This window comes from Rhizobium sp. T1470, assembly GCF_042140505.1.
Classification (GTDB): Bacteria; Pseudomonadota; Alphaproteobacteria; order Rhizobiales; family Rhizobiaceae; genus Rhizobium; species Rhizobium favelukesii.
In genome coordinates this window covers 371,884-392,014 of record NZ_CP148091.1, presented here as the reverse complement: position 1 = coordinate 392,014, position 20,131 = coordinate 371,884, and the positions used below count along the sequence as shown (strand labels likewise).

Genomic DNA, 20,131 nt, shown 5'->3' with positions numbered 1-20,131 from the left:
CGTCTGCGAGGCGAAAAGACTCTTTTTGTGCGGTGGGGAGTCTTCTGCTGCGAAGGGATGACGTGCGCCATCAAAACAACGGCAACCTGTTGTCCTGGATCAAGATCTCCAGCTTGTTCGCCACATCCTCCGTCCAGCCGAGGTTGTCGGTCAGCGCAGCCGGGAAAAGGCCCGGCAGCCCGAACAGAGCTTTCGATACAGCGCCCCCATTGCGCGGCACGTCGGCCAGCAGCGCTGCTATCTCGGCGGCGCGCGGGTCGCGCAGTTCGTAGCTTTCACCGTTCCGGTCAGCGCCAAGTGCGTAGCGCATCCAGGCGGCCACCGCGATCGCATAGGTCTCTGCCTTGCCGCCGTCAGCCACAGCTTCGGAGGCGGGTTCGAGAAGGCGCTGGGGCAACTTTTGTGTGCCGTCCATGGCAATCTGGTAGGTGCGGTGGGCGATCGCCTTGTTTGCAAAGCGTGCAATCAGCTCGTCAGCATAGGCCTCAAGAGCGATGCCAGGCACCGGATCCAAGGTTGCGGCAGCGGCGTTCATGTGACGGCGCGCAAGGGCTGCCAGGCCGACATCATCCATGACGTCGCGGATAAATTCATAGCCGCCGATATAGCCGAGATAAGCGAGCAGCGAATGCGCGCCGTTCAACATGCGCAGCTTCATCTTTTCATAAGCGGAGACGTCTTCGACCATCAGAGCGCCGGCCTGCTCCCAATCCGGGCGGCCATTGGCAAAGTGGTCCTCGATCACCCATTGGGTGAAAGGTTCGGTCTCGATCGCTGCCATATCCCGCCTGCCCGTCAGCCTTTCGGCATCGCGATAGGTGGCATCCGTGCTTGCCGGCGTGATGCGATCGACCATAGTCGACGGGAAGGGAACGTTGTCCTCGATCCACTGCCGAAGGTCCGGATCGACTCGTTCGGCGAAGTCGAGCACCAGCCGCTTCAAAACGGCGCCATTGCTTGGTAGGTTATCGCAGCTAAGCGGCGTGAAGGGTGGGATGCCCTTGGCGCGGCGGCGAGAAAGACCTTCGACCAGATAGCCGACGACTCCGCGCGGCGCATGGCGGTCGGCGAGGTCGGCGGCAATGTCGGGATGCTTCAGGTCCAACCCACCGGTGGCGGAATCGAAGCCGTAGGCTTTCTCGGTGACCGTCAAGCTGACGATGCGGATGGCGGGATCCTCAAGCTTGGCGAGCAGATCGCCAGGATTGCGGGTCGCGACATGGGCGCGCAGGATCGGGGCGATGACGTGCGCCGTCGTGCCCGCGGTATCTCGCACGAGCATGGTGTAGAGCCCGCTCTGCTCGTTCAGGTGATCGGCAACGTCGGCTGTGCGCAGGCTCGCCACCTCAATGCCCCAGTCGCCGCCGGCCGCCGCAATCGCGCCATCGGTGAAGGGGGCGAAGTGCGCGCGAAAGAATGCGCCGGGACCGAGATGCAGGATGCCCGGCTTCAACGCATCGCGATCATAGTGGGGAAGCTTGGCTGTCGGCGCGAGGCCGGAAAGGCTCGTCAGTCGTTCGGTCACAGCTTGTATGCCTTCTTCGCGTTTCCATAGGAGAGTTCGCCGGCGACGATTTCTGCTTCCTTTCGGGACATCCGGTGTTCCGTCACGAACTGGGCCAGGAAGCGGCAGACCTCGCGGCGCCAGACATCGTGGCGTGCCGGGATCGACAGAAGCGCGCGTGTGTCGTCGTTGAAGCCGGCCAGATTGGCAAAACCGGCCGTCTCGACCACCTGGTCGAGATAGCGGCGGATGCCGTTCGGGCTGTCGTGGAACCACCAGGGCGGACCGATCATCAGGCACGGCCAATGGCCCGCCATCGGCGCCAGCTCGCGGGCATAGGTCGTCTCGTCGAGCGTGAACAGGAGCACGCGCAGGCTAGGGGCGTGACCATACTTTGCAAGCATCGCAGCGAGCCCGCCGACCCAATCCGTCGGCATCGGGATATCGGCGCCCATGTTCGGGCCGCGGGTCTGGAACAGCTCGCGGTCGGTATTACGACGCGAGCCGGCATGGATCTGCATCGTCATGCCGTCTTCGGCCGAAAGCCCGGCCATTTCGGTCAGCATCTGGCCACGGAAGAGCTCCGCATCCTCAGTGCTCAGCGTGCCCTTGTGCGCCTTGTCGAGCAGCCGCTGCTTATCGGCCAGTGGCAGGTCGGCGGTAAACGCCGCCGGAACGCCGTGGTCTGTGGCGGTTGCGCCGTACTGGCGGAAATAGGCACGGCGTTTGCGGTGAGCCTCGATCAGCCCGTCCCACTTCGTCACGTCGCAATCGGTCAGTTCGCCAAGCCGCACCAGGTTTTCGCGGAAGCCGACGGCATCCGGGTCGGTGACGCCATCCGGGCGGTACGTGGTGCGGACGCGGCCGATCCAGCCGTCTTCCGCCATTTTCTGGTGGTGAACCAGTGGGTCAAGTGCGCCTTCGGTCGTGGCGATCGTCTCGATGCCGAAACGTTTATGCAGGGCGCGCGGACGGAACTCCGGAAGCGCCAGCTGCGCGTTGATGTGGTCGTAGAGCGCATCGGCATTGTCAGGCGTCAGCGGTTCCTCGCAACCAAGCACGGCCGACATCGCGTGATCGACCCACAGGCTGGAGGGCGTGCAGCGGAAGAGATGGTACTGCGCAGCGAAAGCGCGCCAGATGTCACGGCCCTTGGCGACCGGCTTACCGTCGAGGCGCGGTACGCCGAGATCGTCGAGCTTGACGCCAACACTATGCAGCATGCGGAAGAGATAGTGATCCGGAATGACGAGGAGCGAGGATGCATCGTCGAAAGGCTTGTCGTCGGCAAACCACGAGGGTTCTGTATGGCCGTGCGGGCTTACGATCGGCAGCGTCCGGACGGTCTCGTAAAGGTCCCGCGCGATCGTGCGTGTTGTCGGATCGGCCGGAAAGAGCCGGTCCGGATGAAGAAAGCCGTTTCCAACATCCATGAGAATTCCTCCCTGAAGGGTTACCGGCCTACCCCACAACTTGGAACGCGGCAAGGGCTTTTAGTAACTAAACGGTTCACTTTTGAAAATCGCACTTCCCTCTCGAAATGATTGACCGCACGGACTATTTCCGCTTTTCAGGTGCAGATGACATTGGCCGGTTGCGGCAAGGAGGTTCCATGTCCGAAGAGACGAGCCGCATGACGAAACTCGAGGAAATCGTCGCCCATCAGGCAAAGACGATCGAGGAATTGTCCGAGCAGCTGGCCGAGCAATGGAAGGTCATGGAACAGACGCGCGCCAAGCTTGACCGGTTGACGGAACGCTTCCTGTCGCTCGAGGAGCAATCGTTGGAAGCCCCAGCAATTACGCAGCCGCCGCACTACTGAGCAAGCTCCGCCCTTGTTTTCGGCGGCCGGAATACCTATTAAAGGGCGGTGAGGACGACCTCCCCTCGACGGGCATCACCTCGGGACGACCCGAACATTCCCGCCGGGGGTAAATATGCGTAAAGCCGCAGATCGTATCCGTCACGCCATCAGCTTCGAACTCATCGGACTCGCGCTCGTCACGCCGCTCGGCGCGTTCGCCTTCGGCATGCCGATTGCCGATATCGGCGTGGTCGGCGTTGCCGGCGCGACGCTGGCGACGATGTGGAACTATATTTACAATCTCGGCTTCGATCATTTGATGCAGCGTCTGACCGGCAGTACGCGCAAGAGCGTCGGCATCCGCGTGGCGCACGCGGTCATGTTCGAGGTGGGGTTGCTGCTGGCGCTGCTGCCGATGATCGCCTGGTACCTCGGTGTCAGTGTCATTCAGGCCCTGATGATGGACGTGTCGTTCGCGCTTTTCTACATGGTCTACGCCTTCGTCTTCAACTGGGCCTATGACCGTGTCTTCCCGCTGCCGGATTGGCAGCCCGCAGCGCAAGCATCGCAAAGCTAGGCATCACGCAACCGAAGAAAAGGGGACCGCCGCTGCCGGCGATCCCTTGAGTATTGTCTCAAAGCATCTGAGCCAGATGTCGCTCAGACATTGCCCATGCAGAGATATTTCATCTCGAGATAGTCCTCGGCACCGTGACGCGAGCCCTCGCGGCCAAGTCCGGATTGCTTGATGCCACCGAAAGGCGCCGTTTCCGTCGACATCAGACCAGTGTTGATGCCCACCATCCCGTATTCGAGCGCCTCGGCGACGCGCCAGACTTTCTTGAGGTCACCGGCGAAGAAATAGGCGGCGAGACCGAACTCGGTGTCGTTGGCCTGGGCGATGACATCCTCGACCGTATCGAAGCGGAAGAGCGGCGCGACGGGACCGAACGTCTCCTCACGCGCGACCTTCATCTCGCGGGTAACGCCGGTGAGCACGGTCGGCGTGAAGAAGGTGCCGGCACCTTCGACGCGCTTGCCGCCCGTCAGGATACTGGCCCCCTTCGAGACGGCATCCGCCACATGGCTTTCGACCTTCGCCAGCCCCTGCTCATCAATCAGCGGGCCGATCGTCACGCCTGCCTTGAAGCCGTCACCGACCGCCATCGTCTCGACCTTCGCCGAAAGCTTGGCGGCAAAGGCGTCGTAGACGCCGGACTGGACATAGAGGCGGTTGGCGCAGACGCAGGTCTGGCCCGCATTGCGATACTTCGACGCCAACGCACCCTCGACCGCCGCATCAAGATCGGCATCGTCAAAGACGATGAACGGCGCGTTGCCGCCGAGCTCGAGGCTGATCTTCTTGATCTGATCGGCGCACTGGCGCATCAGAATGCGGCCAACCTCGGTCGATCCGGTGAAGCTGATCTTGCGCACCTTCTCGTTGCCGCAGAGTTCCTTGCCGATCGCCGGGCCGTCCTCGCCGACGATGACGTTGAAGACGCCGGCCGGAATGCCGGCCTGCTCGGCAAGAACTGCAAGTGCCAGTGCCGACAGCGGCGTCTGCTCGGCCGGCTTGGAGACAACCGCGCAGCCGACGGCTAGCGCCGGTGCGATCTTGCGGGTGATCATCGCTGCCGGAAAATTCCAGGGCGTGATCGTGCCGACGACGCCGACGGGCTGCTTGATGACGATCATGCGCTTGTCGTTCGACGGCGCCGGGATCGTTTCGCCATAGATGCGCTTGGCTTCCTCCGCGTACCATTCGACATAGGCGGCGGCGTAAAGAATCTCGCCACGGGCCTCCGCGAAAGGCTTGCCCATTTCAGCGGTGAGGATGGCAGCCAGCTCATCGGCATGGGCGACCATCAGATCGAACCATTTGCGCAGGATCCCGGCGCGTTCCTTGGCAGGGCGCGCGGCCCAGGCCGGCTGCGCGGCATAGGCGGCATCGATCGCTTCCCGCGTTTCGGCGGCACCCATGTCGGGCAGCGAGGCCAGAACCTCACCGGTCGCAGGATTGAGGACATCGAAGGTCTTGGTGGCGCCACCGGCTGTCCAGGTGCCGTTGATGTAACCGGCATCGCGCAGGAAGGGCGAGGAGAAGGGTACGTGCTTTGTCAGTGCAGTCGTGAATGCCATGTCATGTAACTCCAGGGCAGAGAGGGTCGGCGCGCCTACTTGCCACTTGCTTCTAGGATCGAGGCTTCCAGAATGTCCAGCGCTTCACCAAAGACACTGTCCTGGATGGTAATCGGGGCAAGGAAGCGGACGACGTTGCCATGGACACCACAGGTCAGCAGGATCAGGCCCTTCTCAAGCGCGGTCAGGCGGACCTTGTTGGCGAATTCGGGGCTCGGCAGCTTCGTCGTTCTGTCGTTGAATTCGACGGCATTCATGAAGCCCGGGCCACGGATATCAACGATCTCAGGCGCCCTCTCGCGCAACGATTCCAGACGCTGCTTCAAGCGGCTACCAAGCTGATTGGCGCGGTTGCAGAGATCTTCGTCCTTGATGACATCGAGAACCGCGTGAGCAGCGGCGATACCAAGCGGATTACCGCCATAGGTGCCGCCAAGGCCGCCCGGTCCCGGCGCATCCATGATGTCGGCGCGGCCGGTGACGGCTGCCAGCGGGAAGCCGCCGGCGAGGCTCTTGGCCATGGTCATCAGGTCGGGTGCGACCTCATGATGATCCATCGCGAACATCTTGCCGGTGCGCGCAAAGCCGGTCTGGACCTCATCGGCGATCAGGAGGATGCCGTGCTGGTCGCAGAGTTCGCGCAGTGCCTTCATGAACGAAACCGGCGCCGCATAGAAGCCACCCTCGCCCTGCACCGGCTCGATGATGATTGCGGCAACGCGTTGCGGATCGACATCGGCGGCAAACAGCTTCTTCAAGGCTGCAAGCGATTGCTCAGGCGTTACGCCATGGAGCTCCACCGGGAACGGCACATGGAAGACATCGCCCGGCATCGCGCCGAAACCGACCTTGTAAGGCACGACCTTGCCGGTGAGAGCCATGCCCATGAAGGTGCGGCCATGAAAGCCGCCCCCGAAGGCGATGACGGCAGAACGGCCGGTCGCCGCCCGCGCGACCTTCACGGCATTCTCGACGGCTTCGGCACCTGTTGTGACGAAGATCGTCTTCTTGGCGAAATCGCCGGGCGTCAGCGCGTTCAGCCGCTCCGCCAGATGCACGTAGCTCTCATAGGGAACGACCTGATGGCAGGTGTGGGTGAAGTGATCGAGCTGATCCTTCACGGCAGCGATCACTCGCGGATGGCGATGGCCGGTATTGAGGACGGCGATGCCGGCCGCGAAGTCGATATAGCGGCGACCTTCCTTATCCCAGATCTCGGCGTTTTCGGCGCGATCGGCATAGATCTGCGTGGTCATTCCGACGCCGCGGGAAATTGCAGCATTCTTCCGGTCTGTAAGGGTGGTCGCGGTCATCGGTGCGCTCCTGCGCTCTGGAATGAATCGAAGCGATCTTGCATAAATTCTGCAAGGTGTATAGAAAATACCTACATTTTTCCTGCAAGAATGCAAGCGCCATTTTCTGCTTCAAACCGTCGCCATTTTCGGCGATGGTCGCTCAAGAAAACGAGGGCCGATACGGCCTCAAACGAACCGGGAATATTTGGCTTATGAGCAATGGGACGCCCGTGCGCTACAAGGTAGCCGAGGCGGCAAAATCGGCAGGTGTTTCCGCATCGACCTTGCGCCTTTGGGAAAGCCAGGGCCTCGTCGTTCCGGATCGGTCGGCGACCGGACACCGACAATACAGCGCCGAAGACGTGGCACGGATAAAGAAGATAGCCTGGTATCGAACTGCGCGCGGGCTCAATCCGGCGGCCATTCGCGAGGCGTTGGAAAGCGAAGAGCCCTCGGACAGTTCCGATGCAGCGGATGCCTCCGATCTCGGACGGCGGCTGCGCAGTCTGCGCCATGCCGCCGGCAAGACACTGGACCAGGTCGCAGGCGATGTCGGCATTGCCGCATCGACGCTGTCGACGCTCGAGCGCACATCCCAGGGTGTGAGCTTCAAGACGCTGCACGATCTTGCGGAATATTATAGCACGACGGTTTCCCGGCTTTCCGGCGAGGAACGCGATGCCGTGCCCGAGGTCGTCCGCGCCGGGGCTTGGCGCACTTGGCCGGAAACGACGCCGGGTGTCACCGTACAACTTTTGGCCGAGGGTCGTACGATGATGGACTGCCACCGTTTCGTGCTGGCACCCGGTGCGGCGAGCGAAGGCGCTTACCGGCACGATGGCGAGGAGTTCATGCATGTGCTCTCGGGGCGGCTGGAACTGATTCTCGATTCCGACCAGTTCTTCGACCTCGGGCCTGGCGATTCGCTTTATTTCGAAAGCCGCCGCTATCACTCCTGGCGCAATCGCCACGATGGCGAGACGATCCTGATCTGGATCAATACACCGCCGACATTCTGATCCTTAACGGTATCGCCGGCCATGTCTTTGCGCTATAGCGCCCTGACAGACACTTCGGATGAGAGACGAGGCAGATGGCAGCCACCATACGTTACCATGAAGGCGATATTTCCGCGGCAGATGCCGCCCGCTACACCGGAGCGATTGCCATCGACACCGAGACGCTGGGCCTTGTGCCGCGCCGCGACCGACTCTGCGTCGTGCAGCTTTCCGCAGGCGACGGCTCGGCCGACGTGATCCGCATCGCTGCCGGCCAAAAGGAAGCGCCGAACCTCGTCTCCATGCTCGCCGATACCTCCCGCCAGAAGATTTTCCACTACGGCCGCTTCGATATCGCCGTTCTGTTCCACGCCTTCGGCGTCACCACGCAGCCGGTCTTCTGCACCAAGATCGCCTCGCGCCTTTGCCGCACATATACCGATCGGCACGGCCTAAAGGATAATCTCAAGGAAATGTTGGACGTCGATATTTCCAAGGCGCAGCAGTCTTCCGACTGGGCAGCCGCGACGCTGTCGCCGGCGCAGCTGGAATACGCCGCCTCCGACGTGCTCTACCTGCACGCACTGCGCGACAAGTTGACCGAGCGGCTGGTGCGCGACGGTCGCATCGACCACGCCATCGCCTGCTTCGAGTTCCTACCGACACGCGCCAAGCTCGACCTGCTCGGCTGGGAAGAAGCCGACATCTTCGCGCACAGCTGAAACGTTCCCGGATCTTGCCCGATTTGGACCGGGCGCGGCGTGCCGCGCGCCGGCCATTAGCGATTCTTTAACGCCGTTTCGCTAGGATACTCATTAATTTTTATGCATTCGACGGTGCGATGGAGCACCGAGTCAGGCAGGAGGAACTGCTGGGGAATGCGAAAGGCCGGATGAGCGCGGCCCTCCTGTAACCTGCTTTCACCACACTTTACGAAAGAAGGAGCATGACATGTTGACTCCGGTTCGTTCAGCGTCAAATGCGAGCTTTTCCTCCCAGGGCCAGACTGCGGCGGTCAGCGCCGACGGCCTCGTGGGTGCTGCCAGTGCAGTCGCTCCCGTGCATCAGATTCAGGGCGCGGATCTCAATTCTGCCGTTGCCGGCAAGCTCAACATTCTCCTGCTGGCTGTGCGGGCGCGCATGGTCGACGCCCTTCTCGATGTACTCAATGCCACGGGCGAGGCGCTTTCAATCCGGCGTGAGGACGACGAAACTGCCCTTGCGTTTGCCTCCCGGCTGGCCGCTGCAATTCAGAAGTTGCCGCCGGCGAAGATAGAGCAAGTCGAGCGTCGGCTTGCGATGCAAGGCCAAGCGGTTCCTGTGCGCCTGCTCGCAGCCGCGCTTCGGAATCCGGACGGACCGGAAGCCGCCCGCATCGCCACCTATCTCGAAACCATCCGCTACAAGGATCACGATCTCGCAGCCCGCGCCGTTGTTCGCTCCTACGGCCAGAACGACGCCTCTCCGCTACGCCAGGAGCAGCGGACTGAAATCAGCATCCAGCGCGACAGTCTCGCCGGAGCGGCACGCCCTCTGACGACGAAGCAGGAACCGGAAGCTCCACGGCCGCCGGCATCACTTGTTGCAGCTGCCTATATCGATGCCGACGGCGAGCAGGTCCAACTCATCAAAGAATCTGCAGTCGTTGACGAGCCGATCGCGAACTTGACTGTCGAGGTGCCCCCTGAAGAGGCGCGCACCGAGTTCGGCCAGGATTTGCAAGAGGCCATACCGCCCGAGGAAGCCGCGGATTTTGCGCACGCAACCGCACAAGCGGACACACCGCGGGCAGCGTCCAAGGGCGATCCCATCATTCCGAAGAGCTGGCCGGCGATACCAGCCTCACTCTCGGACGACACGACAAGGCTGATCGTTGCAATCATTCAGGACCAGGAAACGGAAGCGTTGCTGGAGGCTGCCGATCCAGATCCCGCAGTCGAAATCGACATCATCCTCGGCGAGACGGTCCCTGCTGATCTCCCGGAGGAATTGGCCACCCTCCCCGATCGGCACGCGCCGCTGGATGGCGTGGCGCATCAATCGCCACTTGTCGCAGAACAACCGGCGACCGAAACAGCCGCCACCGCCGCGAAGAAACACTCTGCACCGGCAGTGCCGGTGCCATTGATGGTGCAGCAGGCGATCGATGAAACCTATGTACCGGTGCTCATGAAGATCGTCGAGGGCGTGCCTTACGCGATGCAGCCCTACGAATTCTCGAGGGACGAGGCCGACGACAGCGGCGCCCGTGAGATGTATCGCGAAGACCACAACGGCGGCGAGCCGTCGGAGGAGGATGCCGAGCAAGGCGATCCCCCGAATGATAGCGAGGCCGATATCGTCACGGATGATGAAGCCGCCGCGATGGCCGCCCGGGAAAGCCAGATCAAGGCTGGGACACCGCCTCACCGTCCGGCACCGGCCCTACCAATGGCTGCGAGCATGGACGAAGCCTATACGCTCTACCGGCGCAAGGTCGACTGGGAATAACCAGAGACCGCGACAACACCAGCACAAAAGCAAAGAACCCGCCGGATCGCTCCGGCGGGTTCTTTTCGTCTTCAAGCCTGAGGCTAGTGATTATTCGCCGCCGCGGTTCTTCAGAGCCGCGCCGAGGATGTCGCCGAGCGAAGCGCCGGAATCGGACGAACCGAACTGAGCGACAGCTTCCTTCTCTTCCGCGATTTCCAGAGCCTTGATGGACAGCATGATCTTGCGGTCCTTCTTGGAGAAGTTGGTGACGCGAGCGTCGACAACCTGGCCAACCGAGAAGCGTTCCGGACGCTGTTCGTCGCGATCGCGCGACAGGTCTGCGCGGCGGATGAACGAAGTGATGTCTTCGTGGTCGACGAGCTTCACTTCGATGCCGCCGTCGTTGACTGCGATGACTTCGCAGGAAACGACTGCATTCTTGCGCAGGTCACCGGAAGCTGCTGCTTCGCCGACAGCATCCTTGCCGAGCTGCTTGATGCCGAGCGAGATGCGCTCCTTTTCGACATCAACATCGAGAACGACAGCCTTGACGACGTCGCCCTTGTTGAACTCTTCGATGACCTGTTCGCCTGGACGGTTCCAGTCGAGGTCGGAGAGGTGCACCATGCCGTCAACGTCGCCGTCAAGGCCGATGAACAGGCCGAATTCGGTCTTGTTCTTGACTTCGCCTTCGACTTCAGTGCCAGCCGGATGATTGCGAGCGAAGGCTGCCCACGGATTTTCCAGCGTCTGCTTGAGGCCGAGCGAAATACGACGCTTGGACGGATCGACTTCGAGAACGACGACTTCGACTTCCTGGCTCGTGGACAGGATCTTGCCGGGGTGAACGTTCTTCTTGGTCCAGGACATTTCCGAGATGTGGATCAGGCCTTCGATACCCGGCTCCAGCTCGACGAACGCACCGTAGTCGGTGATGTTCGTGACGGTACCGGAAATCTTCTTGCCTTCCGGATACTTGGCCTGGATGCCATCCCACGGATCCGACTCGAGCTGCTTCATGCCGAGCGAGATGCGGTGGGTTTCCTGGTTGATGCGGATGATCTGAACCTTGACCTGCTGGCCAATGGACAGGATTTCCGACGGATGGTTCACACGGCGCCATGCCATGTCGGTGACGTGCAGCAGGCCGTCGATGCCGCCGAGGTCAACGAACGCACCGTAATCGGTGATGTTCTTGACGACGCCGTCAACAACCTGGCCTTCTTCGAGGTTCTGAACGATTTCAGAACGCTGCTCGGCACGGGATTCTTCCAGGACCGTACGACGCGATACGACGATGTTGCCGCGGCGCTTGTCCATCTTGAGGATTTCGAAGGGCTGCGGGTTGTGCATCAACGGGGTAACGTCGCGGATCGGACGGATGTCGACCTGCGAACGCGGCAGGAAGGCGATCGCGCCGTCGAGGTCGACCGTGAAGCCGCCCTTGACCTGGTTGAAGATGACGCCTTCAACGCGCTCACCAGCTTCGAACTTGGCTTCGAGCTTGATCCAGCTTTCTTCGCGGCGAGCCTTCTCGCGCGACAGAACAGCTTCGCCGAGAGCGTTTTCGATGCGCTCAACGTAAACTTCGACTTCGTCGCCGACCTTGAGCGAGCCGTCCTTGGCCTTGGCGCCGAATTCCTTGAGTAGGATGCGACCTTCGACCTTGAGGCCGACGTCGACAACGGCAGAATCCTTCTCGATTGCCGTTACGATGCCCTTGGTGACATAGCCTTCAGCCAGGTCGTGCTTGGCAAAGGACTCTTCGAGAAGAGCCGCGAAATCTTCGCGAGAGGGAGTAGCTACTGACATGTAATCTCCTGCATATCCGAATCCGGATACGTGTGCGCCGGTTGGTTCGTGTTGAACGGGCCTGAACCCAGTCCGCCTCCTGTCTGGAGGCAATCCGGCGCTTGGACGGAATTTCAGGCTTAGTCTTCATAGGCGACCCAGGCAGAGCTTGGGCAAGCCGCTCGAATTCAGGTATTTCGGCTCAAAGCTGCATCGATGATCGATTTCGCAGCTTGAAACGCCGCCTCTATACTCATTTCCGACGTATCAAGCAAGTGCGCGTCTTCCGCTGGTTTCAAAGGGCTGTCGGCCCGCCCCATGTCGCGTTCGTCGCGACGCTTGACGTCTTCGAAAATGGCATCGAAATCGGCAATGCCTCCCTTGCCTCTTATCTCGTCGTAGCGGCGCTTCGCCCGAACCTCGGGACTTGCCGTCACATAGAGCTTCACCGGTGCCGCCGGGCACACGACGGTACCGATATCACGGCCGTCCAGCACCGTTCCGGGCGCCTTTTTCGAGAATCGCCGCTGTGCCTCCACCAGTGCACGCCGCACCGCAGGCATCACCGCGATCTTCGAGGCCGCCTCGCCGATCTCGTGCTTCGAGAGTATATCGCGATCGAGACCGGCCAGTTCAACCTCGCGAGCCATCTTTTCCGCCACCGCCTCGTCGTCGAGCGTCAGGCCGGCGTCAAGCAATGCCTTTGCCGTGGCGCGGTAGGTAAGGCCCGTATCGAGATGATGGAAATCGTAGGTCTCCGCTATGCGGCGCGAGAGTGTACCCTTGCCTGCAGCGGCCGGCCCATCGATGGCGATCGTAAAGTGTCTAGAGGTCATCTGTCCGTTCATTTCTCCGTCAGCCCGCCGTAGCGACGAACGAGATCGACCATATCGGCCTGACCGGCCCCTTCGCCGAGACCGGCAGCAACCCCCTCGCGATCGGCAACCGGTCGGTTCTGGCTTACCTTCCACTTGCCTTCGATCGCGGCAATCTCGATTTCCACGCCGATGATGCCTTTCAGCTGCGCGCGAATGAAATCATCCGGCGCGTCGCCGACCGCCCAGGGCCTGTCACGCGGTCCTTCCTGTTGCGTGGTGATTGCGTTGATCTGCGCTAGCAGCCAGGCGGCATCGTCGATGACGCGCGCCTTGCCCCTCACCTGCACGATGGCGTAATTCCAGGTCGGCACGACTTTGCCGGTCTCCTGCTTCGTCTGGTACCAGGACGGCGTAATATAGGCATCGGCGCCCTGGAAGACGGCAAGCACATCGGCGCCCGCCTCGATATCGCGCCACTGCGGATTGGCCTTGGCGAGGTGAAGACGCAAGATCCCCTTCTCGGATGTAGCGGCATCCAGATGGAAGGGAACCGAATTGGCCATCAGGCCCGTTGCGCCCGCCGTGATCAGCAAGCCGAGCGGATGCGCCCGGATCAAGGCGTGCTGAACACCTAAGTCTTCCTCACGAAAATGCGGCGGCTGGTACATTGTCTGACACCCATTCCGGCAGCCGGCCGCACGCCGATCTGCCCTGCAAATGAACAATCGCCGGCTCACTACCACAAATGGCGGCGCCGGTCATCCGGCGCGCATGAGCGATTCATGAAGTTTGGCTTTGACATGCAGTGCTGCAACGATTATGGGGACCGGCTTATAAATTCCGAATAGCACGCCGGTTTTCACGGCATTTGCCGAATCGTGATTCGGCCATTCTCACGAGGCTTACAGTGGCGAAAGCTGAACTTGGAACGAAGCGTACCGACCCGGAAACCGGCAAGAAGTTCTACGACCTGAACCGGGATCCGATTGTTTCTCCTTACACCGGCAAGTCCTATCCCCTCTCCTTCTTCGAGGAAACCTCTGCTGCCGCAGCGGCTGAAGTCCAGGATGAAGAGGAAGTGGCGGAAGTCGATACCGAAACCACGGAAGTCGAACTGGTTTCGCTCGAGGACGCTGATGAGGGCGCATCTGGCGACGACATTCCAGATATGGGCGATGACGACGTCGAAATCGAAGGCGATGATGACGACGACACCTTCCTCGAAGCCGACGAAGACGACGACGATGACGACATGAGCGATATCATCGGCGTCACCGGCGACGAAGACGAAGTCTGATCCGATAAGTCTCGGCCCGGACGAGAAAATTTCGCCGGGCCGATCTTTTTGGCTTGCTATCTCCAAAAACCGGAAGTAATAAGCCGCCACTCCGCGAGGCAAGCCTTCGCGAAGCATCCCAGGACCGGCCACGCCGGACCGCCTTGATGGGGCTATAGCTCAGCTGGGAGAGCGCTTGCATGGCATGCAAGAGGTCAGCGGTTCGATCCCGCTTAGCTCCACCAAATTTTCCCTGCAAAATCAATTTCATATTGATTGGCTTCGGTCGTGACGAAATTGACTTCGTTCCGGGGAAGCACCAGGGAAGTACGAGCGCTGATTTCTGAAATCAGTATCCTCCTCTGCGCTCATAGGGTCGGCGCACCAACCTACGCAACGACAAAAATCCGGAAATGGATTCAGCGCAATAGCGGAAATGCAACCTTTTCAGTAATTGAAAATTATAGAAGCGTATTTACATTGACTACACACGGTCGTATTCGAACATTCATCGAGTACGTCGCACAAACCAAAATCAACTGTGCGATTGATGGAGAAGTATGATGTCCGCTCCTAGGAAAACCAAAACCGTCAATCTTCGGATTGAACCGGAAACGCATGATCTAATTGCACGTGCTGCTGAGGTTTGTGGAAAGAGCATAACTGCGTTCATGACCGAAGCCTCTGTATATACCGCGCAAGAAGAGTTGCTAGATCAACGATTCATAGGCGTTTCCGCTGACGTGTTTGAAGCTGTAAGTGAGCAGCTTGCCGCTCCAGGCGTAGCCAGAGACAACTTGGTCAAGCTTTTTCAGACCAAAGTAGATTGGATGGACTGACGTTTGCCGTATCGGAAGCCTTGCCCTATTACAAATCAGCACATCATTGAGGGCTTCTCGTCGGGGAAGCCCTCCTTGGATTCGTGGCTAAAGGAAATGGCCTTACATAATCAGGAGCAGGGATACACCCGTACATTTGTAATTGCGGACGAAAACTTCAAAGTCGTAGGTTACCATTCGGTTTGTGCAGGCATGATACACCGAAACGATGTTTCCCGATCGGTGAAAGGGTCTAAATCTCCCACCGAGATTCCGATTGCCGTTCTAGCCCGACTTGCGGTTGATGCCGATCATCACGGTAAGGGCCTTGGCAAAGCACTCCTCAAAAACGCGCTCATGAGTGTGGTATCCGCCGCGCAAGTAGCCGCTTTTCGCGCCGTGATAATCCACGCTCTCGATGATGATGCCGTCACTTTCTATAAAAAATTCGGCTTCCAGGAGACGAAGAACATGGAGCGGCGTCTCATTCTGCCGACTAAGGACATTGCAGCTTCCTTGTACGAGGCCACAGGCTAACACCACGCAGAAGGCGCACCCCTTCTATCCCTAGTTGGTGATCTGGGCACGTTTCTGACTTCCGAAAACCTACATTATCGGAGCCCAAGCAATCGGCGAGCTAACGGCGGCCTTACTCCGGAAAGGCGCGCACTTCCCACTCTAAGTCGGTCATCACGCTGACTTCCAGATCAGTGTAGTCGTTGAATATCTCGGCGTGGCGAACCAGCAGTTTTCGAGTGACTACAACCGCGGCGTCTCGTCCATCACATCGCTCATGCAAGACTTGTATGGTTTCCGAAAATCCCTCCGGGCGCGTCATGATGACCTCCAAGACAGCATACCAGATGCCCTTCCCTGTCTTCTGCCTCTTCAGCAGCTCCAAACGGTCCACGGCAGAGTCAGCGAGAGCAGTATAAAGGTGCCGATGTTCCAGATCCTCGCTGGCGCGTTTCCTCGCCTCGAAGGCGAAGCCTCTTAGGCTGGGCTCCTTTAGTGCCTCAATCTCGTGGGCTATCTCCCAGAAGCCAGCAGAATCTTCCGAACATCGAGTACCGCCTCGTCATATTCCATTGAAACGCCTGTGTCGGAATGCGCGTCTGGCAAAGGTCCACCAGATCCTATCCGAATGGATAGGCTGTCTATATGTCTGTGCGATTCATTTCGCGGAGCGATCATGGTCTTCTATCAGGGTGTTCAAAGGTACTGCGCCACCATCCAATTCTGCGCAGAAGCCTGGCGATTTCGGTAAGCTGGAGGATTCTCCCATGGAAGCCCAGAGATATAGCCTGCACAAGAACCTCAACATCTATTGGACAGTGTTTGACGACGTCACCGGCCAAAAAGCCGTGCTCGACGGGTTTGTCATGGATATGGTTACCGCCGAGGAAGGCGATGAATTGGTGGGTATGCTGAATCGCAAAGACAGCGAAGACATTTTTCTTCCCAAGACCTACCTCCCGGCCCCCACCGGCTTCGCTTGGCCGAAGCGCCATCGCGACCTGATGGAGCAGACCTATGTGCTGAGCACGCCGGATGTCGCGAGATCGCCAGCCACCGTCAACTGAACAACAGGTTCCGTAGCGCTTCGCGCCCCATTGCTTTGCCAATTCTTTAGCAACACCCGCTATGGTTTCGATGCCGCCTTGTCCGGCGGAGCGGAGCCTTGGTTCAATGACACGAGAAAAACGGCGGCGGATCATTCATACGCGCAGAACGGCAACGGGCCTGACCCTTGCCGGCGCGATCTCCTTTCTGGCTGGTATGACGGATGCGACGGGCCTCGCACTGACAGGAGACTTCGTGTCGTTCATGACGGGCAACACGACGCGCGCTGCCTTGTCACTCGGTGATGGCAACCTGCGACATGCAACCATTCTTCTTTTGGCGATCGTAGTCTTCGTGCTTGGAAATGCCGCCGGCATCGTGCTCGGTTATTTTGCCGACCGTCGTACGTTTGTTGTGCTTTCATGCGTCAGCATCGTGCTCGCAACGGCCTCCCTCATGGCGGGCGAGAGCCTGGCGATTCCGCGTTTCTATCTCGTCGTTGCCTCGATGGGGATGGTGAACGCGGCGGTAGAGCAGATCGAAGGGTTACCGATCGGACTGACTTATGTGACAGGAGCTCTCTCGCGTTTCGGACGCGGTCTCGGACGCTGGATCGTCGGCGACAGGCGAGTGGACTGGACCATCCAGATCGTGCCTTGGGTCGGCATGCTGGCTGGAGCTATCGTTGGGGCGCTGCTGACACAGATCGCGGGGGCAGCGGCGCTGTGGCTGATTGCTGTTTTTGCGATGTTGGTTGCGCTCGCTACCCTCTTGATTCCGAAACGTACGCAACGCCGGTTCAACGCCGCGCCACGTTCGGCAACGCGCATGAAGTGACGGTCGCAATAAAGCCCCACCGGTTCAGATAGAGGCGCGTGGAAACCGCTGGAGGAAGGCATCCTTGTTTCTCTTTTCAAAGTTCGTCTGGGTGTTCGGGCAACCTTTGTCGCTCGCTTTTCTTTTCGTCGTGCTTGCCTTGGTGGCGGGCCTTGTCCGCTGGCGCTCGACAAGCCTCGCTTCCTCCGCGATTGCGGGCTTCATCCTGTTCGTCACGCTCTACACGACCGTCGGCAACTACCTTCTGCAGGGTCTGGAGGGTCGGTTTGTAAAACCGCAGGATCCGGCCAGCCTGCAGTGCATGATCGTGCTGGGCGGCGCTTTCGAGAATGAAGTGAATACCGCGCGCCATGGTATAGAGCTCAATGCCGGCGCCGATCGCTTCGTCGAGGCGCAGCGCCTGGCACAGAAATATCCGCAGGCGCGAATCCTGATTTCAGGCGGCGATGGATCGATCTCCGGCATCTATGAAGGCGACGCGGTGATATCGGCGCGTTTCTTCCCGATGTTCGGCATCACTAGGGAACGCCTGGTTGAAGAAACGACGTCACGGACGACCTTCGAAAACGCCATGAACACCAAGGATCTTCTGGCGAGCCAAGGCCTTTCGAACTGCCTGCTGATCACCTCCGGCTATCATATGCCGCGCTCGGTCGGCATCTTCCGCAAGCTTGGTATCGACGTGATGCCATGGCCGACAGACTACCGCACCGACGGGCGGGAGAGGCTTGGCCTCGACTTCACGCAACCGAGCCGGAATTCGCAGAACCTGGCGACGGCAATCCGCGAATGGTTCGGGCTTGTCGGCTACTACCTTGCCGGCCGTACCTCAGAGCTCTATCCCGGCTGAACGAGCTATTTCTTGGAGATCGTCACGAACTTGGTGCCGCGCACACGGGCTGTGACGATGCAGGGCTCCTTCCCCTTGTCGGCATCCGGCCGATCACAGAAGCGCGGATGCATTTTCATTGCCAGCACCATGTTGCCGAAGCGCTTCACGAAGTCGTAGCCATAGACCTGGGCGGTCGCGATCATGAAGTAGCCACCTTCGGCGACCTGCAGATAGAAATTGTAGGTGCAGCCGTCGTCATTGCACTGTGGGCCCTTCTCGCCGTCGCAGGTCAGCTCGCCCTCGTTCACGACGGCATCGATCAGGCCGTCATTGTTGATATCCTGGCGGATGACGAAGCCATCCGAGAATTCGGCCTTGGTGCACTGCTCCTGGAAGTGCTTCTTCTCATAGATCTCCGGGTCCGAGATAAGGGATTGCTGGGCAAAAGCCGCAACGGGAGCGGCGAGCAGCGCGGCAATGTTCAAAGCGATCAGGAGCGTTTTCACGAGGGGCTTCTCTTTTGGTCGGATAAGGACGCTGTTGGCCGAACAGTTTGCGTGATCCGCCTTGCGCCGCCCTTGCCGCCGTGATTCATATTTCGCAAAGATACGTGTCGGCTCTGGAGGACTGCATGCCGCTGTTCGTCTACGTGGATTATGCCGGCGTTGCGCTCTTTGCGGCAACGGGAGCGCTCGCGGCCTCACGCAAGCAGCTCGACCTGATCGGCTTTCTCTTCTTTGCGATCGTTACCGGCACCGGCGGTGGCACGGTGCGTGACATTGTCCTTGGTCGCGTGCCGGTATTCTGGGTTCTGAATCCCACCTACGTCATCGTCTGCTGCGCCGTCGGCATCCTGGTGTTCTTTACCGCCCACCTTGTCGAGTCGCGTTATCGCCTGCTGATCTGGCTGGACGCCGTCGGGCTCTCCGCCTATTGCGTGATGGGTGCGGCGAAGGGCCTCGCCGCCACGGGATCGCCAACGATCGGCATCGTCACCGGGACACTGACGGCGACCTTCGGCGGCATCCTGCGCGATCTCCTGGCAAATGAACCGTCTGTGCTGTTGCGGCCTGAAATCTACATCACGGCAGCACTCGTCGGCAGCGGCATATTTACGGCTGCACACGCACTCGACCTGCCACTTTATGCGGCCTCTGCGGTCGGCGTGACCGCGGCATTCTCAGTGCGCGGCGGCGCGCTGTATTTTGGCTGGACCTTTCCAACTTACAAAGCCAAGCCCGGCCGGCACCCTGATGATGTGATGTGAAATCAGCGCCGCTTCGGGCGCAGGCGGATCACCACGTCGACATGCGCGATTTCCAGGCCTTCCGGTGGCTCCGGCAGATTGCCGATGGTCAGATTGCTGACCGGAATATCCAGCACGTCATTTTCGCCTTCGACGAAGAAGTGGTGGTGGTCGGAGACGTTGGTGTCGAAATAGGTTTTGGCGCTTTCCACCGCGAGAACCCGGATCATGCCCGCTTCGGTGAACTGGTGCAGCGTGTTGTAGACAGTTGCCAGCGACACCGGCACGCCCGCCTGCACCGCCTCCTCGTGGAGCTCCTCGACGGTCAGATGCCGATCGCCCTTGGCAAAGAGCAGGTCGCCGAGCGCGACACGCTGGCGCGTCGGACGCAGGCCGGCGCTTCTCAGCCGTACCTCAATGGTAAGCGGGGCCTCTGCCACCATCCGTCAAACTCCGGTTAATCTAGCGTCAAGTAATCAGGTTTCAGTAGCCATATAACTTTTGCGCAAAAGCGTTTCAATAGTTTCAATGGGGACAAAGAGTGCGAAAGCGCCGCAAAATCGGGCTTTTGGCGCAATTAGTGCTGGCCGGGGGCTTGGCCTTCCTGTATGCGACCACCAAATAAGGCGCGCAGCCGGTCCTCCGAAGGTGGGTGAAGCTCAGTCATGCTTATGCTTCATTTTCCGCTGAACTTGGACTAAACGTTCACATCCATCGGCAGAGTTGCGGGGGGAA

22 protein-coding genes and 1 tRNA gene are annotated in these 20,131 nt (G+C 59.9%); 13 read left to right on the top strand and 10 right to left on the bottom strand.

Translation table 11 applies throughout. The annotated features are described in order from the left end of the window. Nucleotides 1-70: 70 nt before the first annotated feature. Nucleotides 71-1,525 (bottom strand): mannitol dehydrogenase family protein, encoded by a 1,455-nt coding sequence (locus WGT02_RS01915; protein ID WP_024313369.1) that lies wholly within the window; start codon nucleotides 1,523-1,525, stop codon nucleotides 71-73. Continuing rightward, a complete protein-coding gene (gene uxaC, locus WGT02_RS01910; RefSeq protein ID WP_024313368.1) occupies nucleotides 1,522-2,937 on the bottom strand; it encodes a glucuronate isomerase in 1,416 nt (471 codons plus the stop codon). Before uxaC ends, WGT02_RS01915 begins: the two co-directional genes overlap by 4 nt. A 179-nt stretch (nucleotides 2,938-3,116) precedes the next feature. Here uxaC and WGT02_RS01905 point away from each other — a divergent pair, with 179 nt between their 5' ends. Then, nucleotides 3,117-3,326, top strand: coding sequence for a SlyX family protein (locus WGT02_RS01905; protein WP_024313367.1), 210 nt, complete (start codon nucleotides 3,117-3,119; stop codon nucleotides 3,324-3,326). Nucleotides 3,327-3,441: 115 nt separating this feature from the next. Beyond that, on the top strand, nucleotides 3,442-3,885 hold the full coding sequence (locus WGT02_RS01900) for a PACE efflux transporter (RefSeq protein WP_208249331.1): 444 nt from the start codon (nucleotides 3,442-3,444) through the stop codon (nucleotides 3,883-3,885). 83 nt (nucleotides 3,886-3,968) lie between these two features. Here the strand turns inward: WGT02_RS01900 and WGT02_RS01895 are convergent, their stop codons facing one another. Next, nucleotides 3,969-5,450, bottom strand: a complete 1,482-nt coding sequence (locus WGT02_RS01895; protein ID WP_208249333.1) for an NAD-dependent succinate-semialdehyde dehydrogenase — start codon at nucleotides 5,448-5,450, stop codon at nucleotides 3,969-3,971. Nucleotides 5,451-5,485: 35 nt separating this feature from the next. Continuing rightward, nucleotides 5,486-6,763, bottom strand: coding sequence for a 4-aminobutyrate--2-oxoglutarate transaminase (locus tag WGT02_RS01890; RefSeq protein ID WP_208249335.1), 1,278 nt, complete (start codon nucleotides 6,761-6,763; stop codon nucleotides 5,486-5,488). A gap of 194 nt (nucleotides 6,764-6,957) precedes the next feature. On the opposite strand from WGT02_RS01890, the gene WGT02_RS01885 reads away from it, so the two are divergent. The 3 genes from WGT02_RS01885 to WGT02_RS01875 all read left to right on the top strand — a co-directional run bounded on the left by WGT02_RS01885 (nucleotide 6,958) and on the right by WGT02_RS01875 (nucleotide 10,233). Further along, nucleotides 6,958-7,764, top strand: coding sequence for a MerR family transcriptional regulator (locus WGT02_RS01885; RefSeq protein ID WP_024313363.1), 807 nt, complete (start codon nucleotides 6,958-6,960; stop codon nucleotides 7,762-7,764). Nucleotides 7,765-7,838: 74 nt separating this feature from the next. Then, nucleotides 7,839-8,465 carry a ribonuclease D gene (locus WGT02_RS01880; RefSeq protein ID WP_024313362.1) on the top strand — a complete coding sequence of 209 codons (627 nt, stop codon included), beginning with the start codon at nucleotides 7,839-7,841 and terminating at the stop codon, nucleotides 8,463-8,465. A gap of 229 nt (nucleotides 8,466-8,694) precedes the next feature. Further along, nucleotides 8,695-10,233, top strand: coding sequence for a hypothetical protein (locus WGT02_RS01875; protein WP_208249337.1), 1,539 nt, complete (start codon nucleotides 8,695-8,697; stop codon nucleotides 10,231-10,233). 90 nt (nucleotides 10,234-10,323) lie between these two features. Here the strand turns inward: WGT02_RS01875 and rpsA are convergent, their stop codons facing one another. The 3 genes from rpsA to WGT02_RS01860 all read right to left on the bottom strand — a co-directional run bounded on the left by rpsA (nucleotide 10,324) and on the right by WGT02_RS01860 (nucleotide 13,492). Next, entirely contained in the window at nucleotides 10,324-12,027 is a 1,704-nt protein-coding gene (gene rpsA, locus WGT02_RS01870) for a 30S ribosomal protein S1 (RefSeq protein WP_007798943.1), read from the bottom strand. A gap of 167 nt (nucleotides 12,028-12,194) precedes the next feature. Next, complete coding sequence (gene cmk / locus WGT02_RS01865; protein ID WP_024313360.1) at nucleotides 12,195-12,842, bottom strand: (d)CMP kinase; 648 nt, start codon at nucleotides 12,840-12,842, stop codon at nucleotides 12,195-12,197. An 8-nt stretch (nucleotides 12,843-12,850) separates the two neighbouring features. After that, entirely contained in the window at nucleotides 12,851-13,492 is a 642-nt protein-coding gene (locus WGT02_RS01860) for an FMN-binding negative transcriptional regulator (protein WP_208249338.1), read from the bottom strand. Between the two features lie 239 nt (nucleotides 13,493-13,731). Between WGT02_RS01860 and WGT02_RS01855 the strand changes: the two genes are divergently transcribed. The 4 genes from WGT02_RS01855 (at nucleotide 13,732) to WGT02_RS01840 (ending at nucleotide 15,455) form a co-directional block, all read left to right on the top strand. Next, nucleotides 13,732-14,121 (top strand): TIGR02300 family protein, encoded by a 390-nt coding sequence (locus WGT02_RS01855; protein WP_024313358.1) that lies wholly within the window; start codon nucleotides 13,732-13,734, stop codon nucleotides 14,119-14,121. Between the two features lie 148 nt (nucleotides 14,122-14,269). Further along, nucleotides 14,270-14,345, top strand: a tRNA-Ala gene (locus tag WGT02_RS01850). A 315-nt stretch (nucleotides 14,346-14,660) separates the two neighbouring features. Continuing rightward, nucleotides 14,661-14,939 (top strand): DUF1778 domain-containing protein, encoded by a 279-nt coding sequence (locus tag WGT02_RS01845; RefSeq protein WP_063828720.1) that lies wholly within the window; start codon nucleotides 14,661-14,663, stop codon nucleotides 14,937-14,939. Nucleotides 14,940-15,014: 75 nt separating this feature from the next. Continuing rightward, entirely contained in the window at nucleotides 15,015-15,455 is a 441-nt protein-coding gene (locus WGT02_RS01840; RefSeq protein ID WP_225039781.1) for a GNAT family N-acetyltransferase, read from the top strand. Nucleotides 15,456-15,567: 112 nt separating this feature from the next. Here WGT02_RS01840 and WGT02_RS01835 read toward each other — a convergent pair whose 3' ends face one another. After that, on the bottom strand, nucleotides 15,568-15,756 hold the full coding sequence (locus WGT02_RS01835) for a hypothetical protein (protein ID WP_141652536.1): 189 nt from the start codon (nucleotides 15,754-15,756) through the stop codon (nucleotides 15,568-15,570). 445 nt (nucleotides 15,757-16,201) lie between these two features. On the opposite strand from WGT02_RS01835, the gene WGT02_RS01830 reads away from it, so the two are divergent. The 3 genes from WGT02_RS01830 (at nucleotide 16,202) to WGT02_RS01820 (ending at nucleotide 18,168) form a co-directional block, all read left to right on the top strand. After that, complete coding sequence (locus WGT02_RS01830; RefSeq protein WP_024313354.1) at nucleotides 16,202-16,501, top strand: hypothetical protein; 300 nt, start codon at nucleotides 16,202-16,204, stop codon at nucleotides 16,499-16,501. Between the two features lie 106 nt (nucleotides 16,502-16,607). Next, nucleotides 16,608-17,318 carry a YoaK family protein gene (locus WGT02_RS01825; RefSeq protein ID WP_024313353.1) on the top strand — a complete coding sequence of 237 codons (711 nt, stop codon included), beginning with the start codon at nucleotides 16,608-16,610 and terminating at the stop codon, nucleotides 17,316-17,318. A gap of 64 nt (nucleotides 17,319-17,382) precedes the next feature. Further along, nucleotides 17,383-18,168: a YdcF family protein gene (locus tag WGT02_RS01820; protein ID WP_208249340.1), complete on the top strand. Its 786-nt coding sequence runs from the start codon at nucleotides 17,383-17,385 to the stop codon at nucleotides 18,166-18,168. A gap of 5 nt (nucleotides 18,169-18,173) precedes the next feature. On the opposite strand, the gene WGT02_RS01815 is transcribed toward WGT02_RS01820, so the two are convergent. Then, nucleotides 18,174-18,656 (bottom strand): hypothetical protein, encoded by a 483-nt coding sequence (locus WGT02_RS01815; protein WP_024313351.1) that lies wholly within the window; start codon nucleotides 18,654-18,656, stop codon nucleotides 18,174-18,176. A 125-nt stretch (nucleotides 18,657-18,781) separates the two neighbouring features. On the opposite strand from WGT02_RS01815, the gene WGT02_RS01810 reads away from it, so the two are divergent. Next, on the top strand, nucleotides 18,782-19,417 hold the full coding sequence (locus tag WGT02_RS01810) for a trimeric intracellular cation channel family protein (protein ID WP_208249342.1): 636 nt from the start codon (nucleotides 18,782-18,784) through the stop codon (nucleotides 19,415-19,417). Nucleotides 19,418-19,419: 2 nt separating this feature from the next. On the opposite strand, the gene irrA is transcribed toward WGT02_RS01810, so the two are convergent. Further along, complete coding sequence (gene irrA, locus WGT02_RS01805; protein ID WP_024313349.1) at nucleotides 19,420-19,839, bottom strand: iron response transcriptional regulator IrrA; 420 nt, start codon at nucleotides 19,837-19,839, stop codon at nucleotides 19,420-19,422. Nucleotides 19,840-20,131: the final 292 nt, after the last annotated feature.

Excerpts from the sequence above, each read along its gene's own strand:
- uxaC (WP_024313368.1), bottom strand. The coding sequence starts at position 2,937 with ATGGATGTTGGAAACGGCTTTCTTCATCCGGACCGGCTCTTTCCGGCC.
- WGT02_RS01905 (WP_024313367.1), top strand. The coding sequence starts at position 3,117 with ATGTCCGAAGAGACGAGCCGCATGACGAAACTCGAGGAAATCGTCGCC.
- WGT02_RS01900 (WP_208249331.1), top strand. The coding sequence starts at position 3,442 with ATGCGTAAAGCCGCAGATCGTATCCGTCACGCCATCAGCTTCGAACTC.
- WGT02_RS01895 (WP_208249333.1), bottom strand. The coding sequence starts at position 5,450 with ATGGCATTCACGACTGCACTGACAAAGCACGTACCCTTCTCCTCGCCC.
- WGT02_RS01890 (WP_208249335.1), bottom strand. The coding sequence starts at position 6,763 with ATGACCGCGACCACCCTTACAGACCGGAAGAATGCTGCAATTTCCCGC.
- WGT02_RS01885 (WP_024313363.1), top strand. The coding sequence starts at position 6,958 with ATGAGCAATGGGACGCCCGTGCGCTACAAGGTAGCCGAGGCGGCAAAA.
- WGT02_RS01880 (WP_024313362.1), top strand. The coding sequence starts at position 7,839 with ATGGCAGCCACCATACGTTACCATGAAGGCGATATTTCCGCGGCAGAT.
- WGT02_RS01875 (WP_208249337.1), top strand. The coding sequence starts at position 8,695 with ATGTTGACTCCGGTTCGTTCAGCGTCAAATGCGAGCTTTTCCTCCCAG.
- rpsA (WP_007798943.1), bottom strand. The coding sequence starts at position 12,027 with ATGTCAGTAGCTACTCCCTCTCGCGAAGATTTCGCGGCTCTTCTCGAA.
- cmk (WP_024313360.1), bottom strand. The coding sequence starts at position 12,842 with ATGACCTCTAGACACTTTACGATCGCCATCGATGGGCCGGCCGCTGCA.
- WGT02_RS01860 (WP_208249338.1), bottom strand. The coding sequence starts at position 13,492 with ATGTACCAGCCGCCGCATTTTCGTGAGGAAGACTTAGGTGTTCAGCAC.
- WGT02_RS01845 (WP_063828720.1), top strand. The coding sequence starts at position 14,661 with ATGATGTCCGCTCCTAGGAAAACCAAAACCGTCAATCTTCGGATTGAA.
- WGT02_RS01835 (WP_141652536.1), bottom strand. The coding sequence starts at position 15,756 with ATGACGCGCCCGGAGGGATTTTCGGAAACCATACAAGTCTTGCATGAG.
- WGT02_RS01830 (WP_024313354.1), top strand. The coding sequence starts at position 16,202 with ATGGAAGCCCAGAGATATAGCCTGCACAAGAACCTCAACATCTATTGG.
- WGT02_RS01825 (WP_024313353.1), top strand. The coding sequence starts at position 16,608 with ATGACACGAGAAAAACGGCGGCGGATCATTCATACGCGCAGAACGGCA.
- WGT02_RS01810 (WP_208249342.1), top strand. The coding sequence starts at position 18,782 with ATGCCGCTGTTCGTCTACGTGGATTATGCCGGCGTTGCGCTCTTTGCG.
- irrA (WP_024313349.1), bottom strand. The coding sequence starts at position 19,839 with ATGGTGGCAGAGGCCCCGCTTACCATTGAGGTACGGCTGAGAAGCGCC.